At 72.6% G+C, this 26,391-nt stretch carries 23 protein-coding genes and 1 tRNA gene; 17 read left to right on the top strand and 7 right to left on the bottom strand.

Going from position 1 to position 26,391, the window contains the following annotated elements; translation table 11 throughout:
• Positions 1 to 341: 341 nt before the first annotated feature.
• Together IF01_RS0116730 and IF01_RS0116720 are read right to left on the bottom strand one after the other, a co-directional pair.
• Complete coding sequence (locus IF01_RS0116730) at positions 342 to 1,619, bottom strand: PTS transporter subunit EIIC (protein ID WP_030394311.1); 1,278 nt, start codon at positions 1,617 to 1,619, stop codon at positions 342 to 344.
• 394 nt (positions 1,620 to 2,013) lie between these two features.
• The gene (locus IF01_RS0116720) at positions 2,014 to 3,303 is read right to left on the bottom strand and encodes a PTS transporter subunit EIIC (protein ID WP_030394225.1); all 1,290 of its coding nucleotides are present in this window, start codon (positions 3,301 to 3,303) and stop codon (positions 2,014 to 2,016) included.
• 380 nt (positions 3,304 to 3,683) lie between these two features.
• Between IF01_RS0116720 and IF01_RS0116715 the strand changes: the two genes are divergently transcribed.
• The 4 genes from IF01_RS0116715 to rdgB all read left to right on the top strand — a co-directional run bounded on the left by IF01_RS0116715 (position 3,684) and on the right by rdgB (position 6,071).
• A complete protein-coding gene (locus tag IF01_RS0116715) occupies positions 3,684 to 3,917 on the top strand; it encodes a PTS sugar transporter subunit IIB (RefSeq protein ID WP_030060521.1) in 234 nt (77 codons plus the stop codon).
• A 144-nt stretch (positions 3,918 to 4,061) separates the two neighbouring features.
• Entirely contained in the window at positions 4,062 to 4,796 is a 735-nt protein-coding gene (gene rph / locus IF01_RS0116710) for a ribonuclease PH (RefSeq protein ID WP_030394224.1), read from the top strand.
• Between the two features lie 182 nt (positions 4,797 to 4,978).
• The gene (locus IF01_RS0116705; protein WP_149030570.1) at positions 4,979 to 5,368 is read left to right on the top strand and encodes a hypothetical protein; all 390 of its coding nucleotides are present in this window, start codon (positions 4,979 to 4,981) and stop codon (positions 5,366 to 5,368) included.
• Positions 5,369 to 5,465: 97 nt separating this feature from the next.
• Positions 5,466 to 6,071 carry an RdgB/HAM1 family non-canonical purine NTP pyrophosphatase gene (rdgB, locus tag IF01_RS0116700; RefSeq protein WP_030394222.1) on the top strand — a complete coding sequence of 202 codons (606 nt, stop codon included), beginning with the start codon at positions 5,466 to 5,468 and terminating at the stop codon, positions 6,069 to 6,071.
• 70 nt (positions 6,072 to 6,141) lie between these two features.
• On the opposite strand, the gene IF01_RS0116695 is transcribed toward rdgB, so the two are convergent.
• Both IF01_RS0116695 and IF01_RS0116690 read right to left on the bottom strand, forming a co-directional pair.
• Positions 6,142 to 6,225: transfer RNA gene (locus IF01_RS0116695), tRNA-Leu, on the bottom strand.
• A 12-nt stretch (positions 6,226 to 6,237) separates the two neighbouring features.
• Positions 6,238 to 6,951, bottom strand: a complete 714-nt coding sequence (locus IF01_RS0116690) for an HNH endonuclease signature motif containing protein (protein ID WP_063764228.1) — start codon at positions 6,949 to 6,951, stop codon at positions 6,238 to 6,240.
• Between the two features lie 407 nt (positions 6,952 to 7,358).
• Between IF01_RS0116690 and IF01_RS0116685 the strand changes: the two genes are divergently transcribed.
• Positions 7,359 to 9,746, top strand: a complete 2,388-nt coding sequence (locus tag IF01_RS0116685) for a chitinase C-terminal domain-containing protein (RefSeq protein ID WP_244215534.1) — start codon at positions 7,359 to 7,361, stop codon at positions 9,744 to 9,746.
• Positions 9,747 to 9,903: 157 nt separating this feature from the next.
• Here IF01_RS0116685 and bcp read toward each other — a convergent pair whose 3' ends face one another.
• Positions 9,904 to 10,380, bottom strand: coding sequence for a thioredoxin-dependent thiol peroxidase (gene bcp / locus IF01_RS0116680; RefSeq protein WP_030394219.1), 477 nt, complete (start codon positions 10,378 to 10,380; stop codon positions 9,904 to 9,906).
• A gap of 140 nt (positions 10,381 to 10,520) precedes the next feature.
• Here bcp and IF01_RS0116675 point away from each other — a divergent pair, with 140 nt between their 5' ends.
• From IF01_RS0116675 to IF01_RS0116665, 3 genes are all read left to right on the top strand, one after another.
• A complete protein-coding gene (locus IF01_RS0116675) occupies positions 10,521 to 10,862 on the top strand; it encodes a DUF3618 domain-containing protein (RefSeq protein ID WP_030394218.1) in 342 nt (113 codons plus the stop codon).
• Positions 10,863 to 11,109: 247 nt separating this feature from the next.
• On the top strand, positions 11,110 to 11,412 hold the full coding sequence (locus IF01_RS0116670; RefSeq protein ID WP_045944516.1) for a GroES family chaperonin: 303 nt from the start codon (positions 11,110 to 11,112) through the stop codon (positions 11,410 to 11,412).
• Positions 11,413 to 11,566: 154 nt separating this feature from the next.
• Positions 11,567 to 12,448 (top strand): MBL fold metallo-hydrolase, encoded by an 882-nt coding sequence (locus IF01_RS0116665; protein WP_078880025.1) that lies wholly within the window; start codon positions 11,567 to 11,569, stop codon positions 12,446 to 12,448.
• Between the two features lie 45 nt (positions 12,449 to 12,493).
• On the opposite strand, the gene IF01_RS49280 is transcribed toward IF01_RS0116665, so the two are convergent.
• On the bottom strand, positions 12,494 to 12,841 hold the full coding sequence (locus IF01_RS49280) for a hypothetical protein (protein WP_030394215.1): 348 nt from the start codon (positions 12,839 to 12,841) through the stop codon (positions 12,494 to 12,496).
• A 157-nt stretch (positions 12,842 to 12,998) separates the two neighbouring features.
• Here IF01_RS49280 and IF01_RS0116655 point away from each other — a divergent pair, with 157 nt between their 5' ends.
• On the top strand, positions 12,999 to 14,192 hold the full coding sequence (locus tag IF01_RS0116655) for a winged helix DNA-binding domain-containing protein (RefSeq protein ID WP_030394214.1): 1,194 nt from the start codon (positions 12,999 to 13,001) through the stop codon (positions 14,190 to 14,192).
• A 95-nt stretch (positions 14,193 to 14,287) separates the two neighbouring features.
• On the opposite strand, the gene IF01_RS0116650 is transcribed toward IF01_RS0116655, so the two are convergent.
• A complete protein-coding gene (locus tag IF01_RS0116650) occupies positions 14,288 to 16,780 on the bottom strand; it encodes a transglycosylase domain-containing protein (RefSeq protein WP_051755486.1) in 2,493 nt (830 codons plus the stop codon).
• A gap of 375 nt (positions 16,781 to 17,155) precedes the next feature.
• Here IF01_RS0116650 and IF01_RS0116645 point away from each other — a divergent pair, with 375 nt between their 5' ends.
• The 8 genes from IF01_RS0116645 (at position 17,156) to IF01_RS0116610 (ending at position 26,388) form a co-directional block, all read left to right on the top strand.
• On the top strand, positions 17,156 to 17,956 hold the full coding sequence (locus IF01_RS0116645; RefSeq protein ID WP_030394212.1) for an ABC transporter permease: 801 nt from the start codon (positions 17,156 to 17,158) through the stop codon (positions 17,954 to 17,956).
• Positions 17,949 to 18,821 (top strand): ABC transporter permease, encoded by an 873-nt coding sequence (locus tag IF01_RS0116640; protein ID WP_341845490.1) that lies wholly within the window; start codon positions 17,949 to 17,951, stop codon positions 18,819 to 18,821. The genes IF01_RS0116645 and IF01_RS0116640 overlap by 8 nt, the downstream gene beginning before the upstream one ends.
• 29 nt (positions 18,822 to 18,850) lie before the next feature.
• Complete coding sequence (locus IF01_RS0116635; protein ID WP_037779992.1) at positions 18,851 to 19,810, top strand: ABC transporter ATP-binding protein; 960 nt, start codon at positions 18,851 to 18,853, stop codon at positions 19,808 to 19,810.
• 246 nt (positions 19,811 to 20,056) lie between these two features.
• Complete coding sequence (locus tag IF01_RS0116630; protein WP_051755484.1) at positions 20,057 to 21,340, top strand: glycosyltransferase family 2 protein; 1,284 nt, start codon at positions 20,057 to 20,059, stop codon at positions 21,338 to 21,340.
• Positions 21,341 to 21,390: 50 nt separating this feature from the next.
• The gene (locus IF01_RS0116625; RefSeq protein WP_244215531.1) at positions 21,391 to 22,734 is read left to right on the top strand and encodes a nucleotide sugar dehydrogenase; all 1,344 of its coding nucleotides are present in this window, start codon (positions 21,391 to 21,393) and stop codon (positions 22,732 to 22,734) included.
• Between the two features lie 114 nt (positions 22,735 to 22,848).
• Positions 22,849 to 24,144, top strand: coding sequence for a DUF445 domain-containing protein (locus IF01_RS0116620; protein ID WP_375340982.1), 1,296 nt, complete (start codon positions 22,849 to 22,851; stop codon positions 24,142 to 24,144).
• 435 nt (positions 24,145 to 24,579) lie between these two features.
• Positions 24,580 to 25,599, top strand: a complete 1,020-nt coding sequence (locus IF01_RS0116615) for an adenosine deaminase (protein ID WP_030394206.1) — start codon at positions 24,580 to 24,582, stop codon at positions 25,597 to 25,599.
• A 222-nt stretch (positions 25,600 to 25,821) separates the two neighbouring features.
• Positions 25,822 to 26,388, top strand: coding sequence for a toxin-antitoxin system HicB family antitoxin (locus IF01_RS0116610; RefSeq protein ID WP_030394205.1), 567 nt, complete (start codon positions 25,822 to 25,824; stop codon positions 26,386 to 26,388).
• The last annotated feature ends 3 nt before the right edge of the window (positions 26,389 to 26,391 follow it).

The raw sequence follows: 26,391 nt of genomic DNA, 5'->3' as shown, positions 1-26,391 counted from the left end.
GCCGGGCGGCGGCGGGAGGAGCGCTCGGGTCAGCCGCGACACGCCGCGGACCACACGCGACCGAAGTCGATGTGGCTGCGGGTCACCAGCGGGTGGGAGGCGTTCACCGCCCCAGTTGACCAGCGCCCTCGCCGGTTCGTCAACCGTCGTCCCAGCGGGTGGCCACCTCGGTGGACAGCTCGGCGGACGCCCGCGCGGCCGGTGCGGGCACGCGGGGAGCCGGGCCGGGGACTTCGGCGAACCGGCTCCGGGCATGCGGAACGGCCCCGCCCCGCCACCCGGGGGAGCGGGTGGCGGGGCGGGGCCGTGAGCGGCGTGCGGGTGGTTCCGGGCGTCGGGCCTCAGGCCTTGGTGACGTCCTCGATCTCGTCCTCGTCCTCGCGGCCGGGGGTCTTGAGGTCGAACTTCACGATCGCGAAGCGGAAGAGGAAGTAGTACAGCGCGGCGAACGCCAGGCCGATCGGGATGATCAGCCACGGGTCGGTGGCCTTGCTCCAGGCGAGCGCGTAGTCGATCAGACCGCCGGAGAAGGTGAAGCCGTCGTGCACGCCGAGCGCCCAGGTGACGGCCATCGAGACGGCGGTGAGCAGCGCGTGGATGACGTACAGCACCGGGGCGATGAAGACGAAGGAGAACTCGATCGGCTCGGTGACACCGGTCACGAAGGAGGTCAGGGCCAGCGACAGCATCATGCCGGTGACGGCCTTGCGGCGGTGCGGCTTGGCGGTGTGGGCGATCGCGAAGGCGGCGGCCGGGAGGGCGAACATCATGATCGGGAAGAAGCCCGACATGAACTGTCCGGCGGTCGGGTCGCCGGCGAAGAAGCGGGTCAGGTCGCCGTGCACGACGGTGCCGTCGGGCTTGGTGAAGTCACCGGTCTGGAACCAGGCGTAGGAGTTGACGAACTGGTGCATGCCGACCGGCAGCAGACCGCGGTTGACCAGGCCGAACGCGCCGGCGCCGACGGCGCCCGCACCGATGAGGGTGTCGTTCAGGCTCTTGATCGCGTCGCCGATGGGGCCCCAGGTCAGGGCGAAGAACACGCCGACGGCGGTGCCGACGAAGGCCATCAGGATCGGGACCAGGCGGCGGCCGTTGAAGAAGCCGAGCCAGTCGACCAGCTTGGTGCGGTGGTACTTCTGCCACAGCACGGCGCTGAGCAGACCGATCACGATACCGCCGAGCACGCCGGGGTTCTGGTAGGTGGCGGGGACCCACTTGCCGTCGGCGATGTGGCCCTCGGCGATCGGGAACGCGGTGAGCACGTTCTTGTAGACCAGGAAGCCGACCAGGGTGGCCAGCGCGGTCGAGCCGTCGGCCTTCTTGGCGAAGCCGATGGCGATGCCGACCGCGAAGAGCAGCGGCAGGTTGTCGAAGACGCCGTTGCCCGCGGCGGCGAACACCGCGGCGACCTTGTCCCAGCCGAGGCCGTCCTTGCCGAACACGTCGTCCTGGCCCAGTCGCATCAGCAGACCGGCGGCGGGGAGGACGGCGATGGGCAGCTGGAGGCTGCGGCCGATCTTCTGCAGGCCCTGGAGCAGGTTCTGGCCGAACTTCTTGGCGGGACTGGGTGCGGCCGGAGCCGTGGCGGGCGCCGGTGCCTGCGCAGACTGACTCATGGGGGTGGATTCCTTACGGCAAGGGCGGGTCGGTCGGGGGGAGGGCACAGGGGCCGAACCGCGAACTGGTCTACACCACACGTGGTGTAGACCAGTTTTGTAGCACGGGTGGAGGGGGCGGGGAACCCTCGAAAGCGGTGCTGATGGGAAGCGCTATGAAATCGAAACCTACTTGCGGATCAACGATCTTGATTACCCGCCGTGATTGGTATTTTGGCTAATTGCGCAACAAAAAGCCGACGGCCCCCGGGACTCCCCGGCAGGTGACCGATGGCTCGTCACCGGTGACGGTCCGGCGTTCCGCACCGGGACCATCGGCCCGGGCCGGATATGCCGAAGGCCCTCGGACCATGGGTCCGGGGGCCTTTTCGGATTGGCGGCGGTGACGCTCGGTTTATGCCTTGGTCACGTCCTCGACCTCGCTCTCGTCCTCCCGCCCCGGGGTTTTCAGGTCGAATTTCACGATGATGAAGCGGAAGAGCGCGTAGTACACGGCGGCGAAGCAGAGGCCGATGACGATGATCAGCCAGGGCTTGGTGGCCAGGCTCCAGTTGATCGCGTAGTCGATCAGGCCGGCCGAGAAGCTGAAGCCGTCGTGCACCCCCAGCGCCCAGGTGATCGCCATCGAGGCGCCGGTCAGCAGGGCGTGCACCGCGTACAGCGCCGGGGCGATGTAGGCGAAGGAGTACTCGATCGGCTCGGTGACACCGGTCACGAAGGAGGTCAGGCCCAGCGAGACCATCAGGCCGTAGATCTCCTTGCGCCGGTGCGGCTTGGCCGCGTGCGCGATGGCCAGCGCGCACGCCGGCAGCGCGAACATCATGATCGGGAAGAAGCCGGACTGGAACTGCCCGGCCGTCGGGTCCCCGCCCAGGAAGCGCGGGATGTCGCCGTGCACGACCGTGCCGTCCGGCTTGGTGAACTCGCCGAACTGGAACCAGACGAAGGTGTTCAGCAGCTGATGCATGCCGATCAGCAGCAGGGCCCGGTTGGCCACGCCGAAGATGCCCGCGCCGACCGACCCCAGGTCGGCCAGGGTCTGGCTGAAGTCGTTCAGGCCCCGCCCGATCGGCGGCCAGACCCACAGCGCCAGGCAGGCCAGGACCATCCCGACCAGGGCGGTGATCATCGGCACCAGGCGGCGGCCGTTGAAGAAGCCCAGCCAGTCGACCAGCCGGGTGCGGTGGAAGCGCACCCAGAGCCAGGCCGACATCAGACCGATCAGGATGCCGCCCAGCACCCCGGGGTTCTGGTACGTCGCGGCGGCGGCCTTCGCCGAGGTGTAGTCCACGCACTGGTCGCTGACCAGCACGGTCGGCGGCTGGCAGTGCTCGGGGAAGGCGTGCAGCACCCGGTAGAAGACGAGGAAGCCGACCACCGCGGCGAGCGCGGTCGAGCCGTCGGCCTTCTTCGCCATGCCGATCGCGACGCCGACGCAGAACAGCATCGGCAGGCCGAGCGAGGAGTCCAGCAGCGCACCGCCCGCCGCGGCGAAGACCTTGGCGACGTTGTCCCAGCCCAGGCCGTCCTTGCCGAAGACGTCGGGCTGCCCGAGCCGGTTGAGGATGCCGGCGGCCGGGAGCACCGCCACCGGCAGCTGGAGCGAGCGGCCCATCTTCTGGAGTCCGCCGTAGAAGGTGTGCCACCACGTGCTCTGTGACGCCGCGGCGCTTGCCGAACTCATCCTTCGCCCTCCGAGTGCGGTTGCCGTCCGGTGGTCCCCGGCGGGACCTCGGGCGGGGACCGGGAACACCCGGGGCCCTTCCTGCGTTCATCGGAGTACACATATATTGGTGTAGACCACTTTGGGACGCAGTCCGCGCACCGGGAGACCGGCCCCGCTGCTCGTCATCCTCGGGTGCCGACCAGGGGTATGCGCGTTGGAGTGGGCCAAAAGTGGACTAACGTGACATATCGGTCCGGATCGCGTCATGCTGGTCGCGCTGCTCCGACAGCACGCCACGGCACGACCGACCACTGACCACGCGTCATCCGCGACCGAGGTCACCGCGCAGGACGGCACCCGGCAGAGCAGCCGACGAGCCGAGACAGAGGGAGAAAGCAATGGCCAGCAAGGCTGAGAAGATCGTCGCCGGTCTCGGCGGCATCGACAACATCGAAGAGGTCGAGGGCTGCATCACCCGCCTTCGCACCGAGGTCAAGGACGCCTCCCTCGTCGACGAGGCCGCGCTGAAGGCCGCCGGCGCCCACGGCGTCGTCAAGATGGGCACCGCGATCCAGGTCGTCATCGGCACCGACGCCGACCCGATCGCCGCCGACATCGAGGACATGATGTGAGCTGAGCCCACCGGCTCGCTCCACCCGGCGCCCGCGCCACCCCGGTCCCGGCCTCCGCGCCCGCCACCCCGGCCCGCCGACCCCTCCGGTCGGCGGGCCGCGGCACGCCGGGGCGCCCCCGACGACCGACTACGCTCGGTGCCTATGTCACGCATCGACGGCCGCACCCCCGACCAGCTCCGCCCCGTCACCATCGAACGGGGCTGGAGCAAGCACGCCGAAGGCTCCGTCCTCATCTCCTACGGCGACACCAAGGTGCTGTGCACCGCCAGCGTCACCGAGGGCGTCCCCCGCTGGCGCAAGGGCAGCGGCGAAGGCTGGGTCACCGCCGAGTACTCCATGCTCCCCCGCGCCACCAACACCCGCGGCGACCGCGAATCCGTCAAGGGCCGCCTCGGCGGCCGCACCCACGAGATCAGCCGCCTCATCGGCCGCTCGCTGCGCGCCGTCGTCGACCACCGCGCCCTCGCCGAGAACACCATCGTCCTCGACTGCGACGTCCTCCAGGCCGACGGCGGCACCCGCACCGCCGCCATCACCGGCGCCTACGTCGCCCTCGTCGACGCCGTCGGCTGGGCCCGCGAGCGCAAGCTCCTCCGCGCCAAGGGCAAGCCGATCACCGGCGGGGTCAGCGCCGTCAGCGTCGGCATCATCGACGGCACCCCCATGCTCGACCTCCGCTACGAGGAGGACGTCCGCGCCGAGACCGACATGAACATCGTCTGCACCTCCGACGGCCGCTTCGTCGAGGTCCAGGGCACCGCCGAGGGCGCCCCCTTCGACCGCGCCCTGCTCGACCAGCTGCTCGACCTCGGCACCCTCGGCTGCGCCGAGCTCGACGAGGTCCAGCGCAAGGTCCTCGGCGAGCTGGAGAGCTGACGCCGGCACGCCCGTATACCGGTTCCGTTTCGGTTCCGCGAAATACCCCGGGCTCCGGACCAGGCCGCTGTACACGCCGGGTCCGGAGCCCGTACGGTTCCCGCAGCACCCCGTTCCGGGAACCGCGCACCCCTCAGCGCGCGTCCTTCCCTTCCGGAGACCCGCGCACCCAGGAGGACCGGATGCCCCAGAGCATTGCCCGCCCCACCATGCTCGCCGTGGCCGGCCTGATCGCCATCCTCCCCCTCAGCGCGGTCAGTTGCTCCGCGGCCCAGAAGGCACTCGACTGCGGCAACACCGCCGTCAAGATCACCGGGGACATCAACGAGGTCAGCAACGCCTACAGCAACGCGAGCAACGACTCGGCCGCCGCCGGGCAGGCACTGCAGAAGCTCAAGAACGACCTCGACCAGCTCGGCAAGAACTCCAAGGACACCGACGTCGTCCAGGCCATCAACGACCTCAACACCCAGGTCGACAAGGTCCAGCAGGCCGTCAACAACAAGCAGGTCCCGGACTTCAAGCCGCTCGGCAACGCCGCCTCCAACCTCACCAAGGTCTGCACCGGCTGACTCCGCGCCGACCGGCTCCGCGCTGAGCGGCTCCGCGCTGACCGGCTCCGCGCCGACTGACGAGGACTCACGGGCCCTGTCCGTTTAGGGTGGATCCATGACCACCCGACTCATCCTCGCCACCCGCAACCAGCACAAGGTCGCCGAACTCCGCGACATCCTCGGCGACGCCGGCCTGGACGTCGAACTGGTCGGCGCCGACGCCTACCCGGAGATCCCCGACGTCCCCGAGACCGGCATCACCTTCGCCGAGAACGCCCTGCTCAAGGCACACGCCCTGGCCCGCGCCACCGGACTGCCCGCCGTCGCCGACGACTCCGGCCTCTGCGTCGACGTCCTGGGCGGCGCCCCCGGCATCCTCTCCGCCCGCTGGTCCGGCAAGCACGGCGACGACCGCGCCAACCTCGACCTGCTGCTCGCCCAGCTCTCCGACATCGCCCCCGAGCACCGCGGCGCCCACTTCTTCTGCGCCGCCGCCCTCGCCCTGCCGGACGGCACCGAGCGCGTCGTCGAGGGCCGCCTGCTCGGCACCCTGCGCACCACCCCGGCGGGCGACGGCGGCTTCGGCTACGACCCGATCCTCCAGCCCCTCGGTGAGACCCGCACCTGCGCCGAACTCACCCCCGCCGAGAAGAACGCCATCAGCCACCGCGGCCAGGCCTTCCGCGCCCTCGCCCCGGTCGTGAAGGACCTGATCGGCTGATCCGGAACCCCGCGAACGACGAAGGCCCGCCCGGAGATCACTCCGGGCGGGCCTTCGTTTCGAAGCCCAGTGCGGCCTGAGGGACTCGAACCCTCACGAGATTTCTCCCATGGGCACCTAAAACCCACGCGGCTGCCAGTTACGCCAAGGCCGCACGGCCTTCAGTCTAGGGGGTCGTGCGGTGCGGGGACACCGTCATTCCGGGGCGCGGGCCGCCCTGGGTGCCGCACCGTGCGGGCTCCGGCCGGCGCTTCCTGTTGCGGCCGCAGTAAGTGTCGGTGACGGCATGGCAGTTCGGGCACAGCAGGCGGAGGTTGTCCGGCCGGTTGTCGGACCAGTCCCCGTTGATGTGGTCGACCTCCAGGGTCATCGGACGCCCCAGCCACTCGGGGCCGGTGCCGCACCCCTCGCAGAGCTCCGGTCGGCCGAGTTCGGCCAGTGCGGCGCGGATGCGGGCGCCGGGCAGCCGCTTGGCCTCCGGCGGCCGCCGGACCAGGACCTGCTCGGGGGAGAGCCGCTTGGTCGAGTGCTTGCCGCGGCCGTGGGCCTGCCCGGTGAAGTGCGAGATGTCGATGCCGAGGGCCTTGATCCGGCGCCCGATGTGCGCCTGGGTGCCGCCGGCCTGCCGGAGCTGGAGGTGGCGTACGGCCCCGGCGATGCTGTGGGAGGCGTCGACCGCCTCCTGCAGGAGGTCCCGGGTGTAGACGCTTCCCCCGGGGCGGAAGTGCGAGGTGTCGACGGCGAACTCGGTCAGCTTGCGCCGCAGGTACTTGCGGCGGTCCTTGTTCGGCTCCTTGCCCAGCGCGACGAGCATCTCGTCGAGCGATGCGGCGGCCGCGGCCTTCTCCGCGAGCAGGTCACGGGTGTACTCGGCAGGCATGGTGCTCCCCCTTCGGGCTCGTGTGTGCCCGTCCCCCGTGTGTGCGAACGAGTGCGGGGGCGATCGGTTACGGGGGTTGCCCCCGAGGGGTGATCCGGTCGGTATGTGGTGGGGCGGGTGGGGTTGGTGGGGTTCGGGTGACGGGTGGAGGGGGGTTGCCGGACCGGCGGGGTTGGGGAATTGATTACCAATTGGTACAGACCTATTGACCTATGTGGTTCAGACCACATAGCTTCAGCGCCAATCTGCTTTCCCCCACGTGCGTGCTCCCCCACAGGCACGCGCCGACACTCTGCCCGGAGGACCGAGTGTTGATCCGATCCACGGCGGAGCGGCGTCCCACCGCTGCCCGTCGGTCCAAGAGCCCGGCGGCCCGCGCCGGCCTGGCCTCGCTGGCTGCGGCCACCATGGCCGGCCTGCTGATGGCCACGCTGGGCGCGGCGCCCTCCCAGGCGTCCGCCACCGTCGACAATGCCGCCTGTCGTCCCGACGGCCTCTACGCCACGCCCGGCGTCGACGTCCCGTACTGCAGCGTCTACGACACCAACGGCCGCGAGAAGATGGGCGCGGACCACCAGCGCCGCATCATCGGTTACTTCACCGGCTGGCGCACCGGCAAGGACGGCACGCCGCCGTACCTGGTCAGCGACATCCCGTGGGACAAGGTCACCCACCTCAACTACGCCTTCGGCCACGTCGGTTCGGACAACAAGCTGTCCGTCGGCACCGACAACGACAAGAACGAGGCCACCGGCATCTCGTTCCCCGGCGTGCCCGGCGCGGAGCTCGACCCGTCGCTGCCCTACAAGGGGCACTTCAACCTGCTGACCAAGTACAAGAAGCAGTACCCGAACGTCAAGACCCTCATCTCGGTGGGCGGTTGGACGGAGACGGGCGGCTACTTCGGTGACGACGGCAAGCGCGTCAACACCGGTGGCTTCTACTCGATGACCGTCAACCCGGACGGCAGCGTCAACCAGGCGGGCATCGACACCTTCGCCGCCTCGTCGGTCGACTTCATCAAGAAGTACGGCTTCAACGGCGTCGACATCGACTACGAGTACCCGACCTCGATGAAGGACGCGGGCAACCCGCTGGACTGGCAGCTCGCCAACAGCAAGCGCGGCTCGCTGGCCAAGGGTTACGCCGCCCTGATGAAGACCCTGCGGGAGAAGCTGGACCGGGCGGGTGCCGCCGACGGCAAGCACTACCTGCTCTCGGTCGCGGCCCCGTCGTCCGGCTACCTGCTGCGCGGCATGGAGACCTTCCAGGTGGCGCAGTACCTGGACTACGTCAACATCATGTCGTACGACCTGCACGGCGCCTGGAACAAGTACGTCGGCCCGAACGCCTCGCTGTTCGACGACGGCAAGGACGGCGAGCTGGCGGCGGCCAACGTCTACGGCACCGGCCAGTACGGCGGGATCGGGTACCTCAACGCCGACTGGTCGTACCACTACTTCCGCGGTTCGATGCCGGGCGGCCGGGTCAACGTCGGCCTGCCGTACTACACCCGCGGCTTCAAGAACGTCCAGGGCGGCACCAACGGCCTCTGGGGCACCGCCGCGGCGACGACCTGCCCGGTCGGCGCCGGCCTGACCTCCTGCGGTGACGGCGCGGTCGGTATCGACAACATCTGGAACGACAAGGACGACGCGGGCAAGGAGTCCCCGGCCGGGTCGAACCCGATGTGGCACGCGAAGAACCTGGAGAAGGGCATCCTGCCCGACTACCTGTCCAAGTACGGGGTCAAGGACACCGCGCTGCAGGGCAGCTACGTGCGCAACTACAGCTCCTCGCTGGTCGCGCCGTGGCTGTGGAACGACACCAAGAAGGTCTTCCTGTCGACCGAGGACGAGCAGTCGGTCGGCGCCAAGGCCGACTACATCGTCAACCAGGGCGCCGGCGGCGCGATGATCTGGGAGCTCGCGGGCGACTACAAGTGGGACGCGGCCGCGAACGGCGGCAAGGGCCAGTACGTGCCCGGCAGCACGCTGACCTCGCTGATGTACGACAAGTTCAAGGCGGCCTCGCCGTACGGGGCGATCCGTTCGACGACGGCGCTGCCGCAGCAGACGCTGCCGGTCGACGTGTCGTTCACCAACTTCGCGCTGGGTGACTCGAACTACCCGATCAACCCGAAGATCCACATCGTCAACAACTCGACGCTGACCCTGCCGGGCGGCACCGAGTTCCAGTTCGACTACGGCAACTCGGCCCCGGGCAACGCCAAGGACCAGTCGGGCTTCGGTCTGACGGTGATCAAGCAGGACCACACCGGTCCGAACGTGGGCGGCCTGAAGGGCAACTACAACCGGGTGTCGGTCAAGCTGCCGGGCTGGCAGTCGCTCGCCCCGGGGGCCTCGGTCGACCTGGACTTCGTCTACTACCTGCCGGTGTCCACGCCGTCCAACTGGACGGTCAACGTGGCGGGCACGCTGTACGGGCTCAAGGGCGACCTGACCCGCGGCGCGGTGGACGGCGGTACGACCCCGCCGACCACGCCGCCGACGACGCCGCCCACCACCCCGCCGACGACGCCTCCCACGACGCCGCCGACCACCCCGCCCACCACGCCTCCGACGACCCCGCCGACGACCCCGCCGACCACGCCGCCCACCACGCCGCCGGCCGGCTGCGCGGGTGCGCCGAGCTGGGACGCGGGTACCACCTACGCCACCACGACCAAGGTCTCCTGGAAGGGCCACTACTACCAGAACAAGTGGTGGACCAAGGGCGACGACCCGAGCGCCAGCGGCGCCTGGGGTGTCTGGAGCGACCTCGGCGCCTGCTGATGACAGCGGTCGCCTGAGGTGAGAGACGGCGGTGGCGGTGCACCCGGTCGGGGGGTGCGCCGCCACCGCTGCGTCGTCCGGGCTCTCGTCCTTCGGAGGAGGCCCCGGGAAGGGCTCCGGGAAAGGCCCCGGGGAAGGCCCTGGGTCGGGCCTCGGGTCAGGCCGCCTCGACCTTGAGGTCGCGCAGCAGCTTGGCCACGTGGCCGGTCGCCTTCACGTTGTACAGCGCGTGCTCGACCTTGCCCTGCTCGTCCACGATCACGGTCGACCGGATCACGCCGGTGACGGTCTTGCCGTAGAGCTTCTTCTCGCCGAACGCGCCGTAGGCCTCCAGCACCTTCTTCTCCGGGTCGGAGAGCAGGGTGACCTTGAGGTCCTCGGCCTCGCGGAACTTGCCGAGCTTCTCCGGCTTGTCCGGCGAGATGCCGATGACGTCGTAGCCGGCGCCGGCGAAGACCTCGAGGTTGTCGGTGAAGTCGCAGGCCTGCTTGGTGCAGCCGGGGGTGAGCGCGGCCGGGTAGAAGTAGACGATCACCTTGCGGCCGAGGTGTCCGGCCAGGGACACGTCGTTGCCGTCGGCGTCGGGCAGGGTGAAGGCGGGCGCGGTGTCACCGGGCTGGAGACGCTCACTCACGGGGTTTCTCCTGGTGCTGGGCGGGCAGTCGTACCACGGCCAACTTACCCCTGATGGTGGGTGGGGCCGCGCGGGCCCGGGTGGCAGCTGACACACTGGGTCAGTCGCACAGGACAACATCAGTGAATGGGGTGGCCCGAGTGGGCGAGGCGAGCACTACGGACAAGTCGGCGCGGACGACCGCCCAGATCGAGGCGGACATCACCCGTACCCGCACCCAGCTGGCGGCGACCCTGGACGAGCTCGCCGTGCGGGTGCATCCGACCACCATCTCCGCCCAGGTCAAGGCGAAGGCCGTGGCCACGGTCGAGGAGAAGGCGGGCCGGGCGTACGTGGCCGCGAGCGGGCTGGTCGAGCAGGCCCGGGCGCAGTTCGTGGACGAGAAGGGGCAGCCGCGCAAGGAGCGGATCGTCCCGGCGGCGCTGGTCGGGGTCGGCCTGGTGCTGCTGCTCGCCTCCGCGCGCAAGCGCCGCAAGGGCTGATCCGCGGCGGTACGTCCTGGGCCGGGCACCTGGTGCCCGGCCCGACGTCGTCCGGGGCGGGGCCGGGACGGGGCGGGCGCGTCCCGGCCTCGCCCGTGATGGCGGGGCCGGGCTGGCGTCACGCGGCGCGCCCGGGGGCGGTACCTTCGGGGTCGTGAGCACGAACGACGAACCCACCCAGCAGTCCCTCCCCGCCGAGGCCGACGAGCGGCGCCACGACCGGTTGGGCGAGAAGCTGCCGATCAAGATGCTGCACGACCGCGTGCTGGTGCGGACCGAGGCCGGGGAGGGCGAGCGCCGTTCCACCGGCGGCATCCTCATCCCGGCCACGGCCGAGATCTCCAAGCGCTGCGCCTGGGCCGAGGCGGTCGCCGTCGGCCAGAGCGTGCGCTCCGTGGAGCCCGGCGACCGGGTGCTCTACGACCCCGAGGACAAGCTGGAGGTCGAGGTCCGCGGCGCCACCTATGTGCTGCTGCGCGAGCGCGATCTGCACGCCGTGGCCGCGATGCGCTTCGGCGACACCGAGGGGTCGACCGGGCTGTACCTGTGAGCCGCTGAGCGCGTGCTTCCGGCGGGCCGCCGTGCCGTGGGCGCGGCGGCCCGCCGTCGTTCCCCGGGACCCCGGGGGACGGTGCGGCGCGGTGGTAGCGTCGCCGAGGGGGCGGGTTCCAGGTGGCGGCGTACACGGAGCAAGGGGGACGGGTATGGGCGGGAACGGCTCTTCGATCGACTTCGGCGGGACCGCCGCGGAGGTGCGGGGGCTGGAGGGGGTGCGGTGGATCCACGGCTCGGAGTCGGCGAAGCACAACACCGATCCGGACATCCAGGTCCACCGCTACGACGAGCACACCGTGATCCTGCGGCAGAACATGGCGGTCAACTACGAGGCGCCGTTCCTGTTCCTGCTGTTCGGCAATGAGCGGGCGGTGCTGATCGACACCGGGGCCACCGCGTCGGCGGAGTTCTTCCCGCTGCGGGAGACCGTCGACGGGCTCCTCGGCGAGTGGCTGGAGCGCAACCCGCGGGACGGGTACGAGCTGCTGGTGCTGCACACCCACGCGCACGGGGACCATGTCGCGGGGGACGGGCAGTTCGAGGGGCGGCCGGACACCCGGCTGGTGCGGGCGGACAAGGCGACCGCGTGGGCGTTCCTCGGCTTCGACGCGGACCCGGACGCGGTGGCGCGGGTCGACCTCGGGGGCCGGGTGCTGGAGTGCCTGGCGACGCCGGGGCACCACGAGGCGGCGGTGACGTTCTTCGACCCGTGGACCGGGTTCCTGCTCACCGGTGACACGGTCTACCCCGGGCGGCTGTACATCCAGGACTGGGCGGCGTTCGGGCGTTCGATCGGGCGGCTGGTGGAGTTCTGCGAGGGTCGGGCGGTCGGCCATGTGCTGGGCTGCCACATCGAGATGAGCGTGAAGCCGGGGGTGGACTACCCGATCCGGTACACCTACCAGCCGTACGAGGTGCCGCTGCAGTTGACGGTCGACCATCTGCGGGAGATCCGGGCGGCGATGGCGGAGACCGGCGGGGTGCCGGAGCGCCGGGTGCTGCCGCTGTTCATCCTCTCGCCCGACAGCTGAGCCCCCCGGGGCGCACCGGGGTGTCCGGTGCACCCCGGAGGCCGGTCAGCGTCGGCAGTACAGACGGGCCTCGCCCAGGTACCAGCCGATCCCGTCCGGGGTCGCCTTGGTGAGGCCGATGTTGCACTGGCTGCGCAGCCAGAACGCCGAGACGGCCTTGGTGTAGGCCACCTCGCCGGCGGCGACGATCGCCGAGTTCGGGGTGTGCCCGTGGGCGGTGCCGACGAAGACCGCCGTCTCGGTCCAGGCGGCGGTCCAGGCGGCGGTCCGGGCGGCGGTGGCCCGGGTGGGGGTGGCCGGGGCGGCCAGGGCCGTGCCGGCTCCGCCGAACAGGAGGGCGGGGAGGGTGAGGGCCGCGGCGGCGCGCAGTCGCAGCGCGGAGGAACGGTTCATGGGAACTCCTCGGTGGTGGCCTGGCGGCCGTGGCGACGGCGGACGCTCAGGGCGCTCCCAGTGTCGCCCGGGCGCGCCGGGTCTGGTCAAGACCGGTGTCCGCGCCGGTCGAAAGTCCTTTCCGGTAGTTGTCGGTGACGGGTCGTAGGATCCGCGCATGGTGAGCACTGGGGCGGTTCCGGTCGGTGACGGGCAGCGGCGGGCGAGGTTGGGTCTGCGGCAGCTGCTGGCGCCGGCCGCGCGGGTGGCGCGGGTGGAGGAGACCGCGGACGCGGTGGTCGGGCTGCACGCCTCCGATCCGGCGACGGTGTACCTGTCGGCGTGCGCGCGGCTGCGGGAGCCGTCGGCGGGGGAGGTGGAGCGGGCGCTGTACGAGGACGTCTCGCTGGTGAAGCTGCTGTCGATGCGGCGGACGCTGTTCGCGGTGACGGAGGAGTTCGCGCCGTACGTGAGCGCGGCGGCGGCCCGGCCGATCGCGGTGAAGGAGCGGGCGACGCTGCTGAAGCACCTGGGCGAGTTCGCCGAGGGGTGGAGCGAGGCGCGGTTGGCGGAGACCGAGCGGGCGGTGCTGGCGGTGCTCGCGGCGCGCGGGGAGGCGACCACGGCCGAGCTGGGCGCGGAGGTGCCGGCGCTGCGGGAGACCATGCTGATGGCGGTGGGCAAGCCGTACGAGGCGAAGCAGAGTGTGGGGAGCCGGCTGTTGCGGCTGCTGGCCTCGGACGGGCATGTGCGGCGGTCGCGGCCGCGCGGGTCGTGGTTGAGCAGCAGCTATCCGTGGGCGCCGGTGGCGCAGTGGCCGGAGCTGCCGGTGCGGGAGGCGAAGGCGGAGGTGGTGCGGCGCTGGCTGGCGCGGTACGGGCCGGGGACGGTCGAGGACGTGAAGTGGTGGACGGGCTGGACGCTGGGGGACGTCCGCCGGGCGCTGGCCGACGTGGGCGCGGTGGAGGTGGCGCTGTCGGGCGGTGCGGCGGGGGGTTCGGTGGCCGGGTCGGTGCTGCCGGGGGACGAGGCGCCGGTGGCGGAGCCGGAGCCGTGGGCGGCGCTGCTGCCGGGGCTGGATCCGGCGGTGATGGGTTGGCGGGGGCGGGACTGGTACCTGCGGCCGGAGGATGTGCCGGCCCTGTTCGACCGGGCGGGGAACGCGGGGCCGACGGTGTGGTGGTGCGGCCGGGTGGTGGGCGGCTGGGCGCAGCGGGCGGACGGCGAGGTGGTGTGGCGGTTGTTCGAGGACGTGGGGGCGGAGGCGGTGGCGGCCGTGGGGGCGGAGGCGGAGCGGTTGGTGGGCTGGTTGGGGGAGGTGCGGGTGACGCCGAGGTTCCGGACGCCGTTGGAGCGCGAGCTGGTGGCCTGAGCTGGTTGCCCGAGCTGGTGCCCTGAGCTGGTTGCCCGAGCCGCCCGCAGGCAGGGCAGGGCGGGTCGGTGCGGGGCGGGCCGGGGCGGGAGGGCTCAGGCGGGCGGCGGGCCGGCCGGGTCGGCCGTGGCCGGGGGCCTGCTGGTGCTCGGGGGCTTGGTGGCGCCGGTGGGCGGCGGTGCGGGCGAGCGGGTGGGTTCCGGGGTTCGGGTGGGGGAGGTGGTGCCGGGTTCGGTGGTGGGCCGGGTGCTGGTGGGTCGGGCGGTGGGGGAGGGCTGTGTCTGGGTGGGTTCGGGCCGGGTGGGTGGCACCAGGGTGGGGGGTTCGGGCGTGACGATGGTGATGACCGGGTCCGGTGCGGTGGTGCCGGGGCCGGTGCTGGCGGTGGGTCGGCGGGGGGCGGTCGGGGCCGGGGCGGCGGGGACCGGCGCGCCGCCGGTACTGCCCGTGCCTCCGGTGCCGCCGGTGCCTCCGGTCGGGGGTGACGGGGCGAGGGTGGCGGACGGGGAGGCCGAGGCCGGTGCGGTGGTGCTCGGGGTGGTGCTCGGGCCGGCGACGACGGGCCACTTGGTGGCCTCGGTGGGCTGGAGGTCGAAGGAGCGGACGACGGTGCCGTCCAGGACGTCGCCCATGTAGCTGGTCCAGATCCGGGTGGGGAAGGCGCCGCCGTTGATCCGGGCGTAGCCGGCGGTGCCGGCCAGCGGTTCCTTGGCGTGGGTCTTCGGGTTCTCCCGGAAGAGTCCGACGGTGGTGGCGAGTTCGGGGGTGTAGCCGGCGAACCAGGCGGAGAGGTTGGCGTCGGTGGTGCCGGTCTTGCCGGCGGCGGGGCGGCCGAGGTCGAGGGCGGCGGCGCCGGTGCCGTGCGGGCCGACGACGTCGCGCAGGACGTCGGTGACGGCGTCGGCGGTGCCGCGGTCGAGGGCGGTGGTGGCGGGCTGGTCGGGCAGGTCCGGTACGTCGAGCTGCCCGGGGCCGGGGTTGACCCGTTCCAGTTTGGCGACCGACCAGGGGCGGTGCGCCTCGCCGTGGTTGGCGAGGGCGGCGTAGACGCCGGCCAGGTCGAGGGCGCTGGGGGTGGCGGTGCCGAGGGTCATCGAGGTGTTGGCCGGGTCCATGCCGGGCACGTCGGCGGGGATGCCGAGCCGGACGGCGGTCTCCCGGACGTGGGCGAGGCCGGCGTCCACCCCCTCCTGCGCGTACACCGAGTTGACGGACTTGACCATGGCCTGGCGCAGGGTGATGGAGCCGTAGTCGAGGTCGTCCTCGTTGGGCGGCGCGTACGGGGTGGGGCCGTCGGTGACGGGGCGTTCGCTGGTGCCGTCGTAGCGGGTCTCGGTGCTGATCGGGAGGCCGTCGGAGCTGCTGCCGCGGTGGGAGCTGATCCCGGCGGCGAGGTCGATCGGTTTGAAGGTGGAGCCGATCTGGTTGTCCTGGCGCAGTGCGTCGTTGTAGGGCTGTTTGGCGTAGTCGGGGCCGCCGTAGACGGCGACGACGCGGCCGGTGGCGGGTTCGACGGAGGCGCCGGCGACCCGGACGTCGGTGTCGGTGGCGGGCCGGGCGGCGGGGTCGAGTTCGTCGGTGAGTTCCTCGTGGACGGCGCGCGCGAAGGCGTCCTGCTTGTCCTGGTCGAAGGTGGTGGTGATGCGCCAGCCGCCGGCCTTGAGGGTGGCGGAGTCGAGGATGCGGTTGGTGACCAGGTAGTCGTCGGCGACGCCGACCAGGTAGCCGGCCTGACCGGCGAGGCCGGTGGCGGGCTGCGGGTCGATCGGGTCGGGGAAGGCGGCGTCGGCGCGTTCGGTGGCGCTGATGAAGCCGAGCTGGACCATGCCGTCGAGGGTGTACTGCCAGCGGGCCAGGGCGCGTTCGCGGTTGGCGGGGGTGGCGGTCCTGACGTCGTAGGCGCTGGGGGCCTGGAGCAGGGCGGCGAGGTAGGCGCTCTGCGGGAGGGTGAGTTCGGAGACGTCGACGCCGTAGTAGGCGCGGGCGGCGCTCTGGATGCCGTAGGCGCCGCGGCCGAAGTAGCTGGTGTTGAGGTAGCCGGCGAGGATCTCGTTCTTGTCGCGCTGCTGGTCGACCTTGAGGGCGATCAGGAGTTCGCGGCCCTTGCGTTCGATGGTCCGGCTCTGGGTGAGGTAGTAGTTCTTGACGTACTGCTGGGTGATGGTGGAGCCGCCCTGCATGCCCTGGCCGGTGAGGGTGTTCCAGCCGGCCCGGACCATGCCCTTCAGGTCGATGCCGCGGTTCTGGTAGAAGGTGCGGTCCTCGGCGGAGACGACGGCCTGCCGGGTGCTGACGGGGATCCGCTCGATGCCGACGTCGGTGCGGTTGACGGTCCCGGTGCGGGCGATCTCGGTGACGCCGTCGGCGTAGAGGTAGACGTTGCTCTGGGCGACGGCCTGGGCGTTGGGGTCGGGCAGCGGGACGATGACGTAGAGCACGGCGAAGGCGCCGACGGCGATCAGCAGGGCGCCGAGGAGGGCGCCGAGGCACATCCGCCAGGTGGGCAGCAGCCGCCGCAGGAGCGGCAGGGCGCGGCGTGCCTCGCGGCGGGCGGCCCGTCTGGCACTGCGGCGGGTGCTCAAGGTCATGCCGAGATTATGTGCTATTTGACCGTGGATCAGGCGGTGGGGCGGGGCCGGGCGGTCGGGGGAAAACCGGGTGCGCGGTGGGTTGTCCGGCGCTACGGTGAAAGGTGCTAACGACATAGCGCGGCCACTTCGGGCTCCGGCCCGCGACAGCTCCGCCCGTCGGGCCCGGTACCCCCCGGGTGCGGTGGTCGGGGCCGGTCCGGCATGCGCTCCCGCGGCCAGGGGTCTCCCTGCGCCGCTCTTTGTCGACAAGGAGACAATATGCAGAACGCTGGACTCCATCCTCCTGATCCCGTCGGCGACACCCCCGCACCCCCGCGCCCGCGGCGGCCGGACGCCGCACCGGGGCGCTTCGCACCGGACCTCCTCGCGGCCCTGCGGCTCTACGCGGCCGTCGCCCGGGGCGCGTTCCGGCGCTTCGCCACCTACCGGGCTGCCAGCCTCGCCGGGGCCTTCACCAACACCGTCTTCGGTCTCATCCTCGCCTCCACCTTCCTCGCCCTCTGGCACGCCCGCCCCGGCCTCGGCGGCTACGACGAGGTCACCGCGGTCACCTACATCTGGGTCAGCCAGGGGCTGCTGGTCACCGTCGCCGTCATGGGCGGCGGCTTCCAGGACGACGTCCAGGAGCGCTTCCGCAGCGGCGACATCGCCATCGACCTCTACCGACCGGTGGACTTCCAGGGCTGGTGGCTGGCCACCGACCTCGGCCGGGCCGCCTTCCACCTGCTCGCCCGCGGCGTGCCGCCGATGCTGGTCGGCTCCCTGGTGTTCCGGGTCCGGCTGCCCGAACACCCGCTGACCTGGGTGTACTTCCTGCTCGCTACCGTGCTCGCGGTGGTGGTCAGCTTCGGCGTGCGCTTCCTCGTCTCGCTCACCGGCTTCTGGCTGCAGGACTCCGAGGGCGTGCGCTCGGTGACCCTGGTGGTGTCGATGTTCTTCTCCGGGATGCTGCTGCCGCTCGCGCTCTTCCCCGGCCTGCTCGGCGACCTCGCGCCACTGCTGCCCTGGGCGGCGCTGGTGAAGGTGCCCACCGACGTCTTCCTGGAGCGCGTCACCGGCCCCGGCCTGCTCGGCGCGCTCGGCTTCCAGCTCGGCTGGGCCGTCGTCCTGCTCGCGGCCGGCCGGCTGGTCCAGCTGCTGGCGACCCGCAAGGTGGTGGTCCAGGGTGGCTGACCAGGCCGTCGTGACCCGGGCGCCCCTGCCCGCCGTCACCCGCGAGTCCCCGGCCGCCAGGGTGGCCTGGGCGGTGCGCTCCTGGTGGCTCGCCGCCGCCATGTGGACCAGGGCGATCATGTCCTACCGGGCGTCGTTCGTGATGATGCTCTGCGCCAACGTCGTGGTGACCTTCCTCGACTTCGTCGTGGTGATCCTGATGTTCCGCCACACCGACACCCTCGGCGGCTGGACCCTGCCCGAACTCGGCTTCCTCTACGGGACCTCGGCGCTGGCCCTCGGGCTGGCGAACCTCTTCGTCGGCTCCGTCGACGCCCTGGGCGAGCGGATCCGCACCGGCACGCTGGACATCATGCTGGTCCGGCCCGCGCCCGCGCTCGCCCAGCTGTGCGCCGAGCGGTTCTCGCTGCGCCGGCTCGGCCGGCCCGCCCAGGCGGCGGCCGTGCTGCTCTGGTCGCTGACGGCGCTGGACGTCCACTGGACCTGGGACCGGGTACTGCTGCTGCCGGTCCTGGTGGTCTGCGGCACGCTGATCTTCGCCGCGGTCTTCATCGGCTTCGCCAGCCTCCAGTTCTGGTGGGGCGAGGCCAAGGAGATCCAGAACTCCTTCACCTACGGCGGCGCCACGGTGCTGCAGTACCCGCCGACCGTCTTCGCCAAGGAGCTCGTCGCCGGCACCGTGTTCGGCATCCCGCTGGCCTTCGTCAACTGGCTGCCGGCGCTGCGGATCCTCGACCGGCCCGACCCGCTGGGCCTGCCCACCGCCTTCCAGTACGCCTCGCCGCTCGCGGCCGCGCTCGCCCTGGCCGTCGCCGGCCTGGCCTGGCGCGCCGGGCTGCGCGCCTACCGCGGCGCCGGCGGCTGACCCCCCTCCCCGACACCTGAGGAAGCACCATGGCTCTGATCGAACTCGACGACGTCCGCCGCACATTCACCGTCCGCGCCAAGGCCGGGCGGCTGCGGCGGGAGAAGCGCGAGGTGCGCGCCGTCGACGGGCTGACCTTCACCGTCGAGGCCGGCGAGTGCGTCGGCTACATCGGCCCGAACGGCGCCGGCAAGTCCACCACCATCAAGATGCTGACCGGCATCCTCGTCCCCACCGCCGGACGGCTGCGCGTCGCCGGCGTCGACCCGGCCCGCGAACGGGTCGCCCTGGCCCGCCGGATCGGCGTCGTCTTCGGACAGCGCACCACGCTCTGGTGGGACCTCCCGCTGCGCGACTCCTACGAACTCGCCCGCCGGCTCTACCGGATCCCCGACCACCGATATCGCGCCAACCTGGACCGCTGCGTCGAACTGCTCGACCTCGGCGCGCTGCTCGACACCCCCGTCCGCCAGCTCTCGCTCGGCCAGCGGATGCGCGGCGACCTCGCCGCCGCCCTGCTGCACGACCCGCGGGTGCTGTACCTGGACGAGCCGACCATCGGCCTGGACGTGGTCAGCAAGGCCAAGGTGCGGGACTTCCTGCGCGAGGTCAACCGCGACCTCGGCACCACGGTGCTGCTCACCACCCACGACCTCACCGACATCGAGCAGCTGTGCGACCGGGTCATGGTGATCGACCACGGCCGGGTGGTCCACGACGGCGGGCTGGAGGCCCTGCACGCGGCCGGCGACAGCGAGCGGACCCTGGTCGTCGACCTGGCCGGGAGCCATCCGCCGATCGAGGTGCCCGGTGCCCGGGTGGTCCGGGTGGAGGGCCCGCGCCAGTGGCTGGCCTTCCCGTCGCAGGAGAGCGCGGCCCCGGTGGTGGCGGCCGTCGCCGCCCGCTACCCGCTGGTGGACCTGTCGGTGCGGGAGCCGGCGATCGAGGACGTGATCGCCCGGATGTACGCGGAGGTCGCGATCGGCTGAGCCGTGGGCCGGGCGATCGGCGGGGCGAGCTGAGCGGTCGGGGCCGCCGTCCTGGAGGGGCCGGGCGTTCGGTGCTCGGCCGGGCGTTCGGCCCGCCTCGCTCGTGCGGGTGGCGGACGTGACCCCACGGCGTGCCGCCGAGTTGACCTTGCATCGCCCGGCGACGCGCCGCCCGCCCCGTTCCGCGGACGGCGCGTCGCCGGGCGGCGACCGCTCGGCGACCCGCGCACCGGAGGGCAGCGCCCGATGACCGTACCCGACGTGACCGTGGTGATCGCGGTCTACAACACCATGCCGTACCTGACCGCCTGTCTGGACTCGCTGGTCCGGCAGACCATCGGGCACGCGCGCATGGAGGTGGTCGCGGTCGACGACGGCTCCACGGACGGCGGCGGCGAACTGCTCGACACCTACGCGGCCCGGCACCCCGGGCTGTTCCAGGTCGTCCACCAGGCCAACTCCGGCGGCCCGGCCGCGCCGACCAACCGGGGGCTGGCGCTCGCCCGCGGCCGCTACGTGCTCTTCCTCGGCGCCGACGACTGGCTCGGTGACGAGGCCCTGGCGCGGATGGTCGGTTCCGCCGACGACTGGGGGTCGGACGTCCTGATCCCCAAGCAGGTCGGGGTGAACGGCCGGCTGGTGCCGCAGGGCATCTTCGACACCACCGCCGCCTCGGTCGGCTTCGAGGACTCCGCGCTGGCCTGGGCGCTCGCCGACACCAAGCTGTTCCGGCTCGACCTGGTCCGGCGGCACAACCTGGCGCGCAAGGAGGAGCTGAAGGTCTACTCCGACCAGCCCTTCACCCTCGCCGCCTGCCTGCGGGCCCGCCGGATCTCCGTCCTCGCCGACTACGACCACTACTTCCTGGTGCTGCGCGAGGACCGGGGCAACGTCACCCAGCGGGCCGGCGCGCTGGACCGGATCCGCGGGGTCGCGGCCGTGCAGTGGGTGGCCGCCGAACTGGCCGCTCCCGGCGCGCAGCTGGACGCCATCAGGGCGCGGCACTTCGGCTGGGAGGTGCCGCAGCTGCTCCAGGAGGGCCTGCTCGCCCTCGACACCGGGCTGCGGGACCAGGTCTGCGAAGGCGTCGGCGAACTCGTCCGGCAGTTCGGCGCCCGCGAGGTGTACCACCGGCTCGCGGTGCCCGACCGGGTCCGGCTGGAGCTGGCCGCCACCGGGCGGTACGCGGAACTGCGCGAGCTGATCGCCCACGAGGCGGAGCACGGCGCGCCGCCGGAGGTGTCGGAGACCGGGGCGGACGGGGTCCGGCGGCGGTACGCGGCCTACCCGGTGTTCCGGGACGGCGCGGCGGGGCTGCCGGACGAGCTGTTCCTGCTCGGGGAGGAGCGGGCGGAGGCGCCGGTGGACCCGGAGGCGGGCGGGAGGGGCGGGCTGCCGCCCACGCTGGTGCAGCAGCTCTGGCGCGGCGCGGTGCCCGCCCAGGTGCGCCGCCGGCTGCGCGGCTACCCGGCCTGGCGCCGGCTCGCCGACGCCGTGGCCGCCGACGGCCGGAACGGAGGACGGCGATGACGCGGCCGGAAAGAGGGACGGCGATGACGCGGCCGGAAGGGGGAGCGGCGATGAGCCGGTCGGAACGGGGGACGGCGATGGGCCCGCTCGACATCTGCGTGGTGGGCCTGGGCAAGCTGGGCCTGCCGCTCGCCGTCCAGTTCGCCGCCAAGGGCCACCGGGTGACCGGCGCCGACGTCGCCCCGCCGGTGGTCGAGGCGGTCAACCAGGGCCGGCCGCCGTTCCCCCGGGAGGCCGGACTGGACGAGGCGCTCAAACGGGTGGTCGCCGAGGGCCGGCTGCGCGCCACCACCGACACCTCGGCCGCCGCCGCCGGGGCCGAGGCGGTCGTCCTGGTCGTCCCGCTGGTCACCGCCGCCGACGGCACGCCCGACTTCACCCTGCTCGACGCCGCCACCGACGCGGTCGCGGCCGGGCTGCGCCGGGGCACGCTGGTCAGCTACGAGACCACCCTGCCGGTGGGCGTCACCCGGGGACGGTGGGCGCCGCGCCTGGGGGCCGGCTCCGGGCTGACCCCGGGCCGGGACTTCGCACTGGTCTTCAGCCCGGAGCGGGTCCGCACCGGCCGGGTCTTCGCCGACCTGCGCCGCTACCCCAAGCTGGTGGGCGGGACCGACCCGGCCGCCACCCGGCGCGGCGCCGAGTTCTACCGGGCGGTGCTGGACTTCGACCCGCGCCCCGACCTGGCGGCGCAGGGCCGGCCGAACGGGGTGTGGGAGCTGGAGTCCGCCGAGGCGGCGGAGTTCGCCAAGCTCGCCGAGACCACCTACCGGGACGTCAACATCGCCCTGGCCAACCAGTTCGCCCGGTACGCGGACCGGATCGGGGTGGACTTCGCCGCCGTCGCCGACGCCTGCAACTCGCAGCCGTTCAGCCATCTGCACCGGCCGGGCGTCGCGGTCGGCGGGCACTGCATCCCGGTCTACCCGCGGCTCTACCTGTGGAACGACCCCTCGGCGACGGTGGTCCGGGCGGCCCGGGCGGCCAACCTGGAGATGCCGGGCTACGCGGTCGGGGTGCTGGACGGCGCGCTGGAGGGCGGCATCGCCGGGCAGGGCGTGCTGGTGCTCGGCGCCGCGTACCGGGGCGGGGTCAAGGAGACCGCCTACTCGGGGGTGTTCCCGCTGGTGGAGGCGGTGCGGGCGGCGGGCGCCCGGCCGTACGTGGCCGACCCGCTGTACCCGGCGGCGGAACTGACGGCGCTGGGCCTGCCCGCGTACGGGGGCGAGCCGGTGGCGGCGGCGGTGCTGCAGGCGGACCACCCGGAGTACCGGGAGCTGGCCCCGGCCGACCTGCCGGGCGTCAGGGTGCTGCTGGACGGCCGGCGGTGCACCGATCCCGACCGGTGGGCGGGCGTGCCGGGGGTGCGCCGGATCGTGCTCGGGGGCGCCTGAGGCCGGGTGACCGCCCGCTGTGCGGGGCGGGCGCGGGGCGGGCGCGGTGGTCGACCGGCGCGCGGCCACCGGACGCGCCGTCCGTTCGCGCCGGGCAACGGGCAGACTGGCGGGGTGAGCGACGAAGCCTTGAGCGGGACCGGCCCCGGGATGCGGTTCACCGCGGCCGACGAGGAGAAGAGACGCGGCGTCCGCCGGATGAAGACCATCGCGACCGGCCTGCTGGCCTTCGCGACCCTGGTCTTCGCCCTGGCCACCTGGGCGAAGGCGGCCGGCGCCGGCGCCTGGGCCGGCTATCTGGCGGCCGCCGCCGAGGCCGGCATGGTCGGCGCGCTGGCCGACTGGTTCGCGGTGACCGCGCTGTTCCGGCGCCCCTTCGGCCTGCCCATCCCGCACACCGCGATCATCCCGACCAAGAAGGACTCCTTCGGCCGGTCGCTGGGCGACTTCGTCGGGGAGAACTTCCTCTCCGGCCAGGTGGTGCGCGAGCGGCTCGCCGCGCTCGGCATCGCCCGCCGGCTGGGCGAGTGGCTGGCCGCGCCCGGCAGCGCCGAACGGGTCACCAAGGAGGCCTCGGCGGCGCTGCGCGGCGTGCTGGCGGTGCTCCGCGACGACGACGTGCAGGCGGTCGTCGCCGAGGCGGTGACCCGGCGGGCCGCCGCCACCTCGGTCGCCGAACCGGCCGGCCGGATGCTCGGCAAGGTGGTCGCGGACGGCGGCCACCACGGGGTGGTCGACCTGGTGGCCGTCCGGGCGCACGACTGGCTGGCCGAGAACCACGCCGAGGTGGTCCAGCGGGTCACCCAGAAGACCCCCGGCTGGACCCCGAAGTTCCTCGACCACCAGGTCGGCGAACGGGTCTACAAGGAGCTGATGCGGTTCGTCACCGACATCAGGGACGACCAGGATCACCCGGCGCGCGGCGCGATCGACAACTTCCTCGCCGACTTCGCCACCGAGCTGCAGACCGACCCGGAGACCATCGCCCGGGTCGAGCGGGCCAAGGGCGAGCTGCTCGTCAGGCCCGAGGTGCAGGAGCTCATCGCCTCCACCTGGGCGGCCGTGCGCTCGCTGGTGCTGAACGCCGCCGAGGACGAGGACAGCGAGCTGCGCCGGCGCATCCGCGAGGGCGTGCGGACCTTCGGCACCCGCCTGGCCACCGACCCCAAGCTCCAGGCCAAGGCGGACGGCTGGCTGCAGGACGCCGCCCAGTACCTGGTCGACACCTACCGCGCCGAGATCACCTCGCTGATCTCCGAGACGGTGGCGGGCTGGGACGCCGACGACGCCTCGCGCAAGATCGAGGCCAACGTCGGCCGGGACCTCCAGTTCATCCGGATCAACGGCACGGTGGTCGGCGCGCTGGCCGGGCTGCTGATCCACTCGGTGGCGGTCGCGTTCGGCGGCTGAGACAGCGCCGGTGTCTCCAAACGAAGCTTGAGACACCACCCGCACCAGGGCTCTGACCTGCGGAAATGCCTTCGGCGGGGGTCGGGGGAGCGGTGGGACGGCCGAAAACGGTCCGTCGGCCCCGGCGGCGTGCGCCACAGTGGTCCCAGCAGGTTCCGCGGCACGGTGATCGACCGGGCCGCAGATCCGCCCGCAGATCGACGACGCGGTGGCGGGCGGGACGGCGGGGACAGCGGGCGGCACGGGGGTGTGCCCGCCGTCCCCACCGCTCCGCCCGCCTCTATCCTTGCCAGCACCACCTCGTACGCGCGTAGAAGTGCGCGCGGCGCGGCGGCTCGTCGAGGCAGAGGAAGAAAGGGCACCACCGTGGTCCAGCCGGACGGAAGTCGGATCGGAACCCCCAGCAGCACCCCCGCGGAGTCCGCGGACCGCTCCATCGAGGCGTTCATCGCCGCGATGCCGAAGGCGGAACTGCACGTCCACCACGTCGGATCGGCCTCGCCCCGGGTGGTCGCCGAACTGGCGGCCCGGCACGAGGGCCGGACCAAGGTGCCCCTCGATCCGGCGGCCCTCGCCGAGTACTTCACCTTCACCGACTTCGCGCACTTCATCGAGGTCTACCTGAGCGTCGTGGACCTGGTCCGGGACGCCGAGGACGTCCGCGCCCTCACCTACGGCGTGGCCGAGGACATGGCCCGGCAGAACATCCGCTACGCCGAGCTGACCGTCACCCCGTACTCCTCGGTCAGCCGGGGCATCCCCGACGTCGCCTTCATGGAGGCCATCGAGGACGCCCGCCACCGTGCCGAGAAGGAGCTCGGGGTGGTGCTCCGCTGGTGCTTCGACATCCCCGGCGAGGCCGGTCTCGCGGCCGCGGAGGAGACCGCCCGGCTCGCCGTCGACCTGGCGCCCGAGGGCCTGGTCAGCTTCGGCCTCGGCGGCCCGGAGATCGGTGTCCCGCGCCCGCAGTTCAAGCCCTACTTCGACCGGGCGCGGGCGGCCGGCCTGCGCAGCGTCCCGCACGCCGGGGAGACCACCGGGCCGGAGACGGTCTGGGACGCGCTGCGGGTGCTCGGTGCCGAGCGGATCGGCCACGGCACCCAGGCGGTCAAGGACCGGGCGCTGATCGACCACCTGGGCGAGCACCGGATCCCGCTGGAGGTCTGCCCGACCTCCAACATCGCCACCCGGGCGGTGGAGCGGATCGAGGACCACCCGATCAAGCGGATGGTCGACGCCGGGCTGCTGGTGACCGTCAACAGCGACGACCCGCCGATGTTCGGCACCGACCTCAACACCGAGTACGCGGTGGCGGCGCGACTGCTCGGCCTGGACGAGGCCGGGGTGGCCGCGCTGGCGAAGAACGCGGTGGAGGCGTCCTTCCTCGATGCCACCGGCAAGGCCCGGCTGGCCGGGGAGATCGACGCCCACCTGACCCGGTGGCGCCAGGCCTGAGCGGCGGCCTCCCGCAGCTCCGGGGCCCCGTCGGCGGTTGCCGACGGGGCCCTCGGCGTTTCCCGGCCGGTCCGGGCCGGTCCGGGCCGGTCCGGGCCGGCCGGGTCGGCGTTCCCGGTGGGGCCGTTCGCCGGGGATGGCGCCATTCACTCGTTCGAGTGGCGCCAGATGATGGCGCCAAATCGCTCGACATGGCGCCACGGGTGTGCCATTCTTCTGGACATGGACCTCACGCCGTACGTCGACAATCTCCGGCACGAGCTCGCGGTGGCCGCGGGTGCGGGCGGGGACGAAGCGCGCGCTCTGGCCGAGCGCCTGACCCTGCCGCTGGAGTCGGCCGCCCGGCTCACGCTGCTGAACGCACTCTCCGCCGCGATGGGGGAGGTGACCAGGGAGCTGGCCCCCGGATCGGTGGACGTCCGGCTGCGCGGGCTCGACCCGGAGTTCGTGGTCACCGTGGCGCCGGGTGCCGACTCGTTCCACGGGCCGGGGCCGTTCCACGAGGCGGGGCCGACCGGGCCCGGTCCGGTGGCACCGTCGATGGCGCCACCGGTGGCGCCGTCCGGTGCGGCCGGGGAGGCCGAGGACGGCACCACCGCCCGGATCAACTTCCGGCTCCCCGGCCACCTCAAGGCCCGGGTCGAGGAGGCCGCCGGGCAGGAGGGCCTCTCCGTCAACGCCTGGCTGGTCCGGGCCGTCGCCGCCGCGCTGGAGCCGGCCGCACCCGCCAGGCCCGGGCCGAGGACCGGCCGCGGGGTCGGTCAGGGCTTCACGGGCTGGGTCCGCTAGCCT

It is taken from the genome of Kitasatospora purpeofusca (assembly GCF_000718025.1).
Lineage (GTDB): Bacteria > Actinomycetota > Actinomycetes > Streptomycetales > Streptomycetaceae > Kitasatospora > Kitasatospora purpeofusca.
The sequence above is the reverse complement of the archived record's forward strand: the minus strand, read 5'-3'. Positions and strand labels throughout refer to the sequence as shown.

Bases quoted from the DNA above. Each gene is read 5' to 3' on its own strand.
- rdgB (WP_030394222.1), top strand. From the start codon at position 5,466: ATGACCACCCGACTCATCCTCGCCACCCGCAACCAGCACAAGGTCGCC.
- IF01_RS0116630 (WP_051755484.1), top strand. From the start codon at position 20,057: ATGACCGTACCCGACGTGACCGTGGTGATCGCGGTCTACAACACCATG.
- IF01_RS0116635 (WP_037779992.1), top strand. From the start codon at position 18,851: ATGGCTCTGATCGAACTCGACGACGTCCGCCGCACATTCACCGTCCGC.
- IF01_RS0116610 (WP_030394205.1), top strand. From the start codon at position 25,822: ATGGACCTCACGCCGTACGTCGACAATCTCCGGCACGAGCTCGCGGTG.
- IF01_RS0116665 (WP_078880025.1), top strand. From the start codon at position 11,567: ATGGGCGGGAACGGCTCTTCGATCGACTTCGGCGGGACCGCCGCGGAG.
- IF01_RS0116720 (WP_030394225.1), bottom strand. From the start codon at position 3,303: ATGAGTTCGGCAAGCGCCGCGGCGTCACAGAGCACGTGGTGGCACACC.
- IF01_RS0116685 (WP_244215534.1), top strand. From the start codon at position 7,359: ATGGCCGGCCTGCTGATGGCCACGCTGGGCGCGGCGCCCTCCCAGGCG.
- rph (WP_030394224.1), top strand. From the start codon at position 4,062: ATGTCACGCATCGACGGCCGCACCCCCGACCAGCTCCGCCCCGTCACC.
- IF01_RS0116625 (WP_244215531.1), top strand. From the start codon at position 21,391: ATGAGCCGGTCGGAACGGGGGACGGCGATGGGCCCGCTCGACATCTGC.
- IF01_RS0116670 (WP_045944516.1), top strand. From the start codon at position 11,110: ATGCTGCACGACCGCGTGCTGGTGCGGACCGAGGCCGGGGAGGGCGAG.
- IF01_RS0116730 (WP_030394311.1), bottom strand. From the start codon at position 1,619: ATGAGTCAGTCTGCGCAGGCACCGGCGCCCGCCACGGCTCCGGCCGCA.
- IF01_RS0116655 (WP_030394214.1), top strand. From the start codon at position 12,999: ATGGTGAGCACTGGGGCGGTTCCGGTCGGTGACGGGCAGCGGCGGGCG.
- IF01_RS49280 (WP_030394215.1), bottom strand. From the start codon at position 12,841: ATGAACCGTTCCTCCGCGCTGCGACTGCGCGCCGCCGCGGCCCTCACC.
- IF01_RS0116690 (WP_063764228.1), bottom strand. From the start codon at position 6,951: ATGCCTGCCGAGTACACCCGTGACCTGCTCGCGGAGAAGGCCGCGGCC.
- IF01_RS0116715 (WP_030060521.1), top strand. From the start codon at position 3,684: ATGGCCAGCAAGGCTGAGAAGATCGTCGCCGGTCTCGGCGGCATCGAC.
- IF01_RS0116705 (WP_149030570.1), top strand. From the start codon at position 4,979: ATGCCCCAGAGCATTGCCCGCCCCACCATGCTCGCCGTGGCCGGCCTG.
- IF01_RS0116650 (WP_051755486.1), bottom strand. From the start codon at position 16,780: ATGACCTTGAGCACCCGCCGCAGTGCCAGACGGGCCGCCCGCCGCGAG.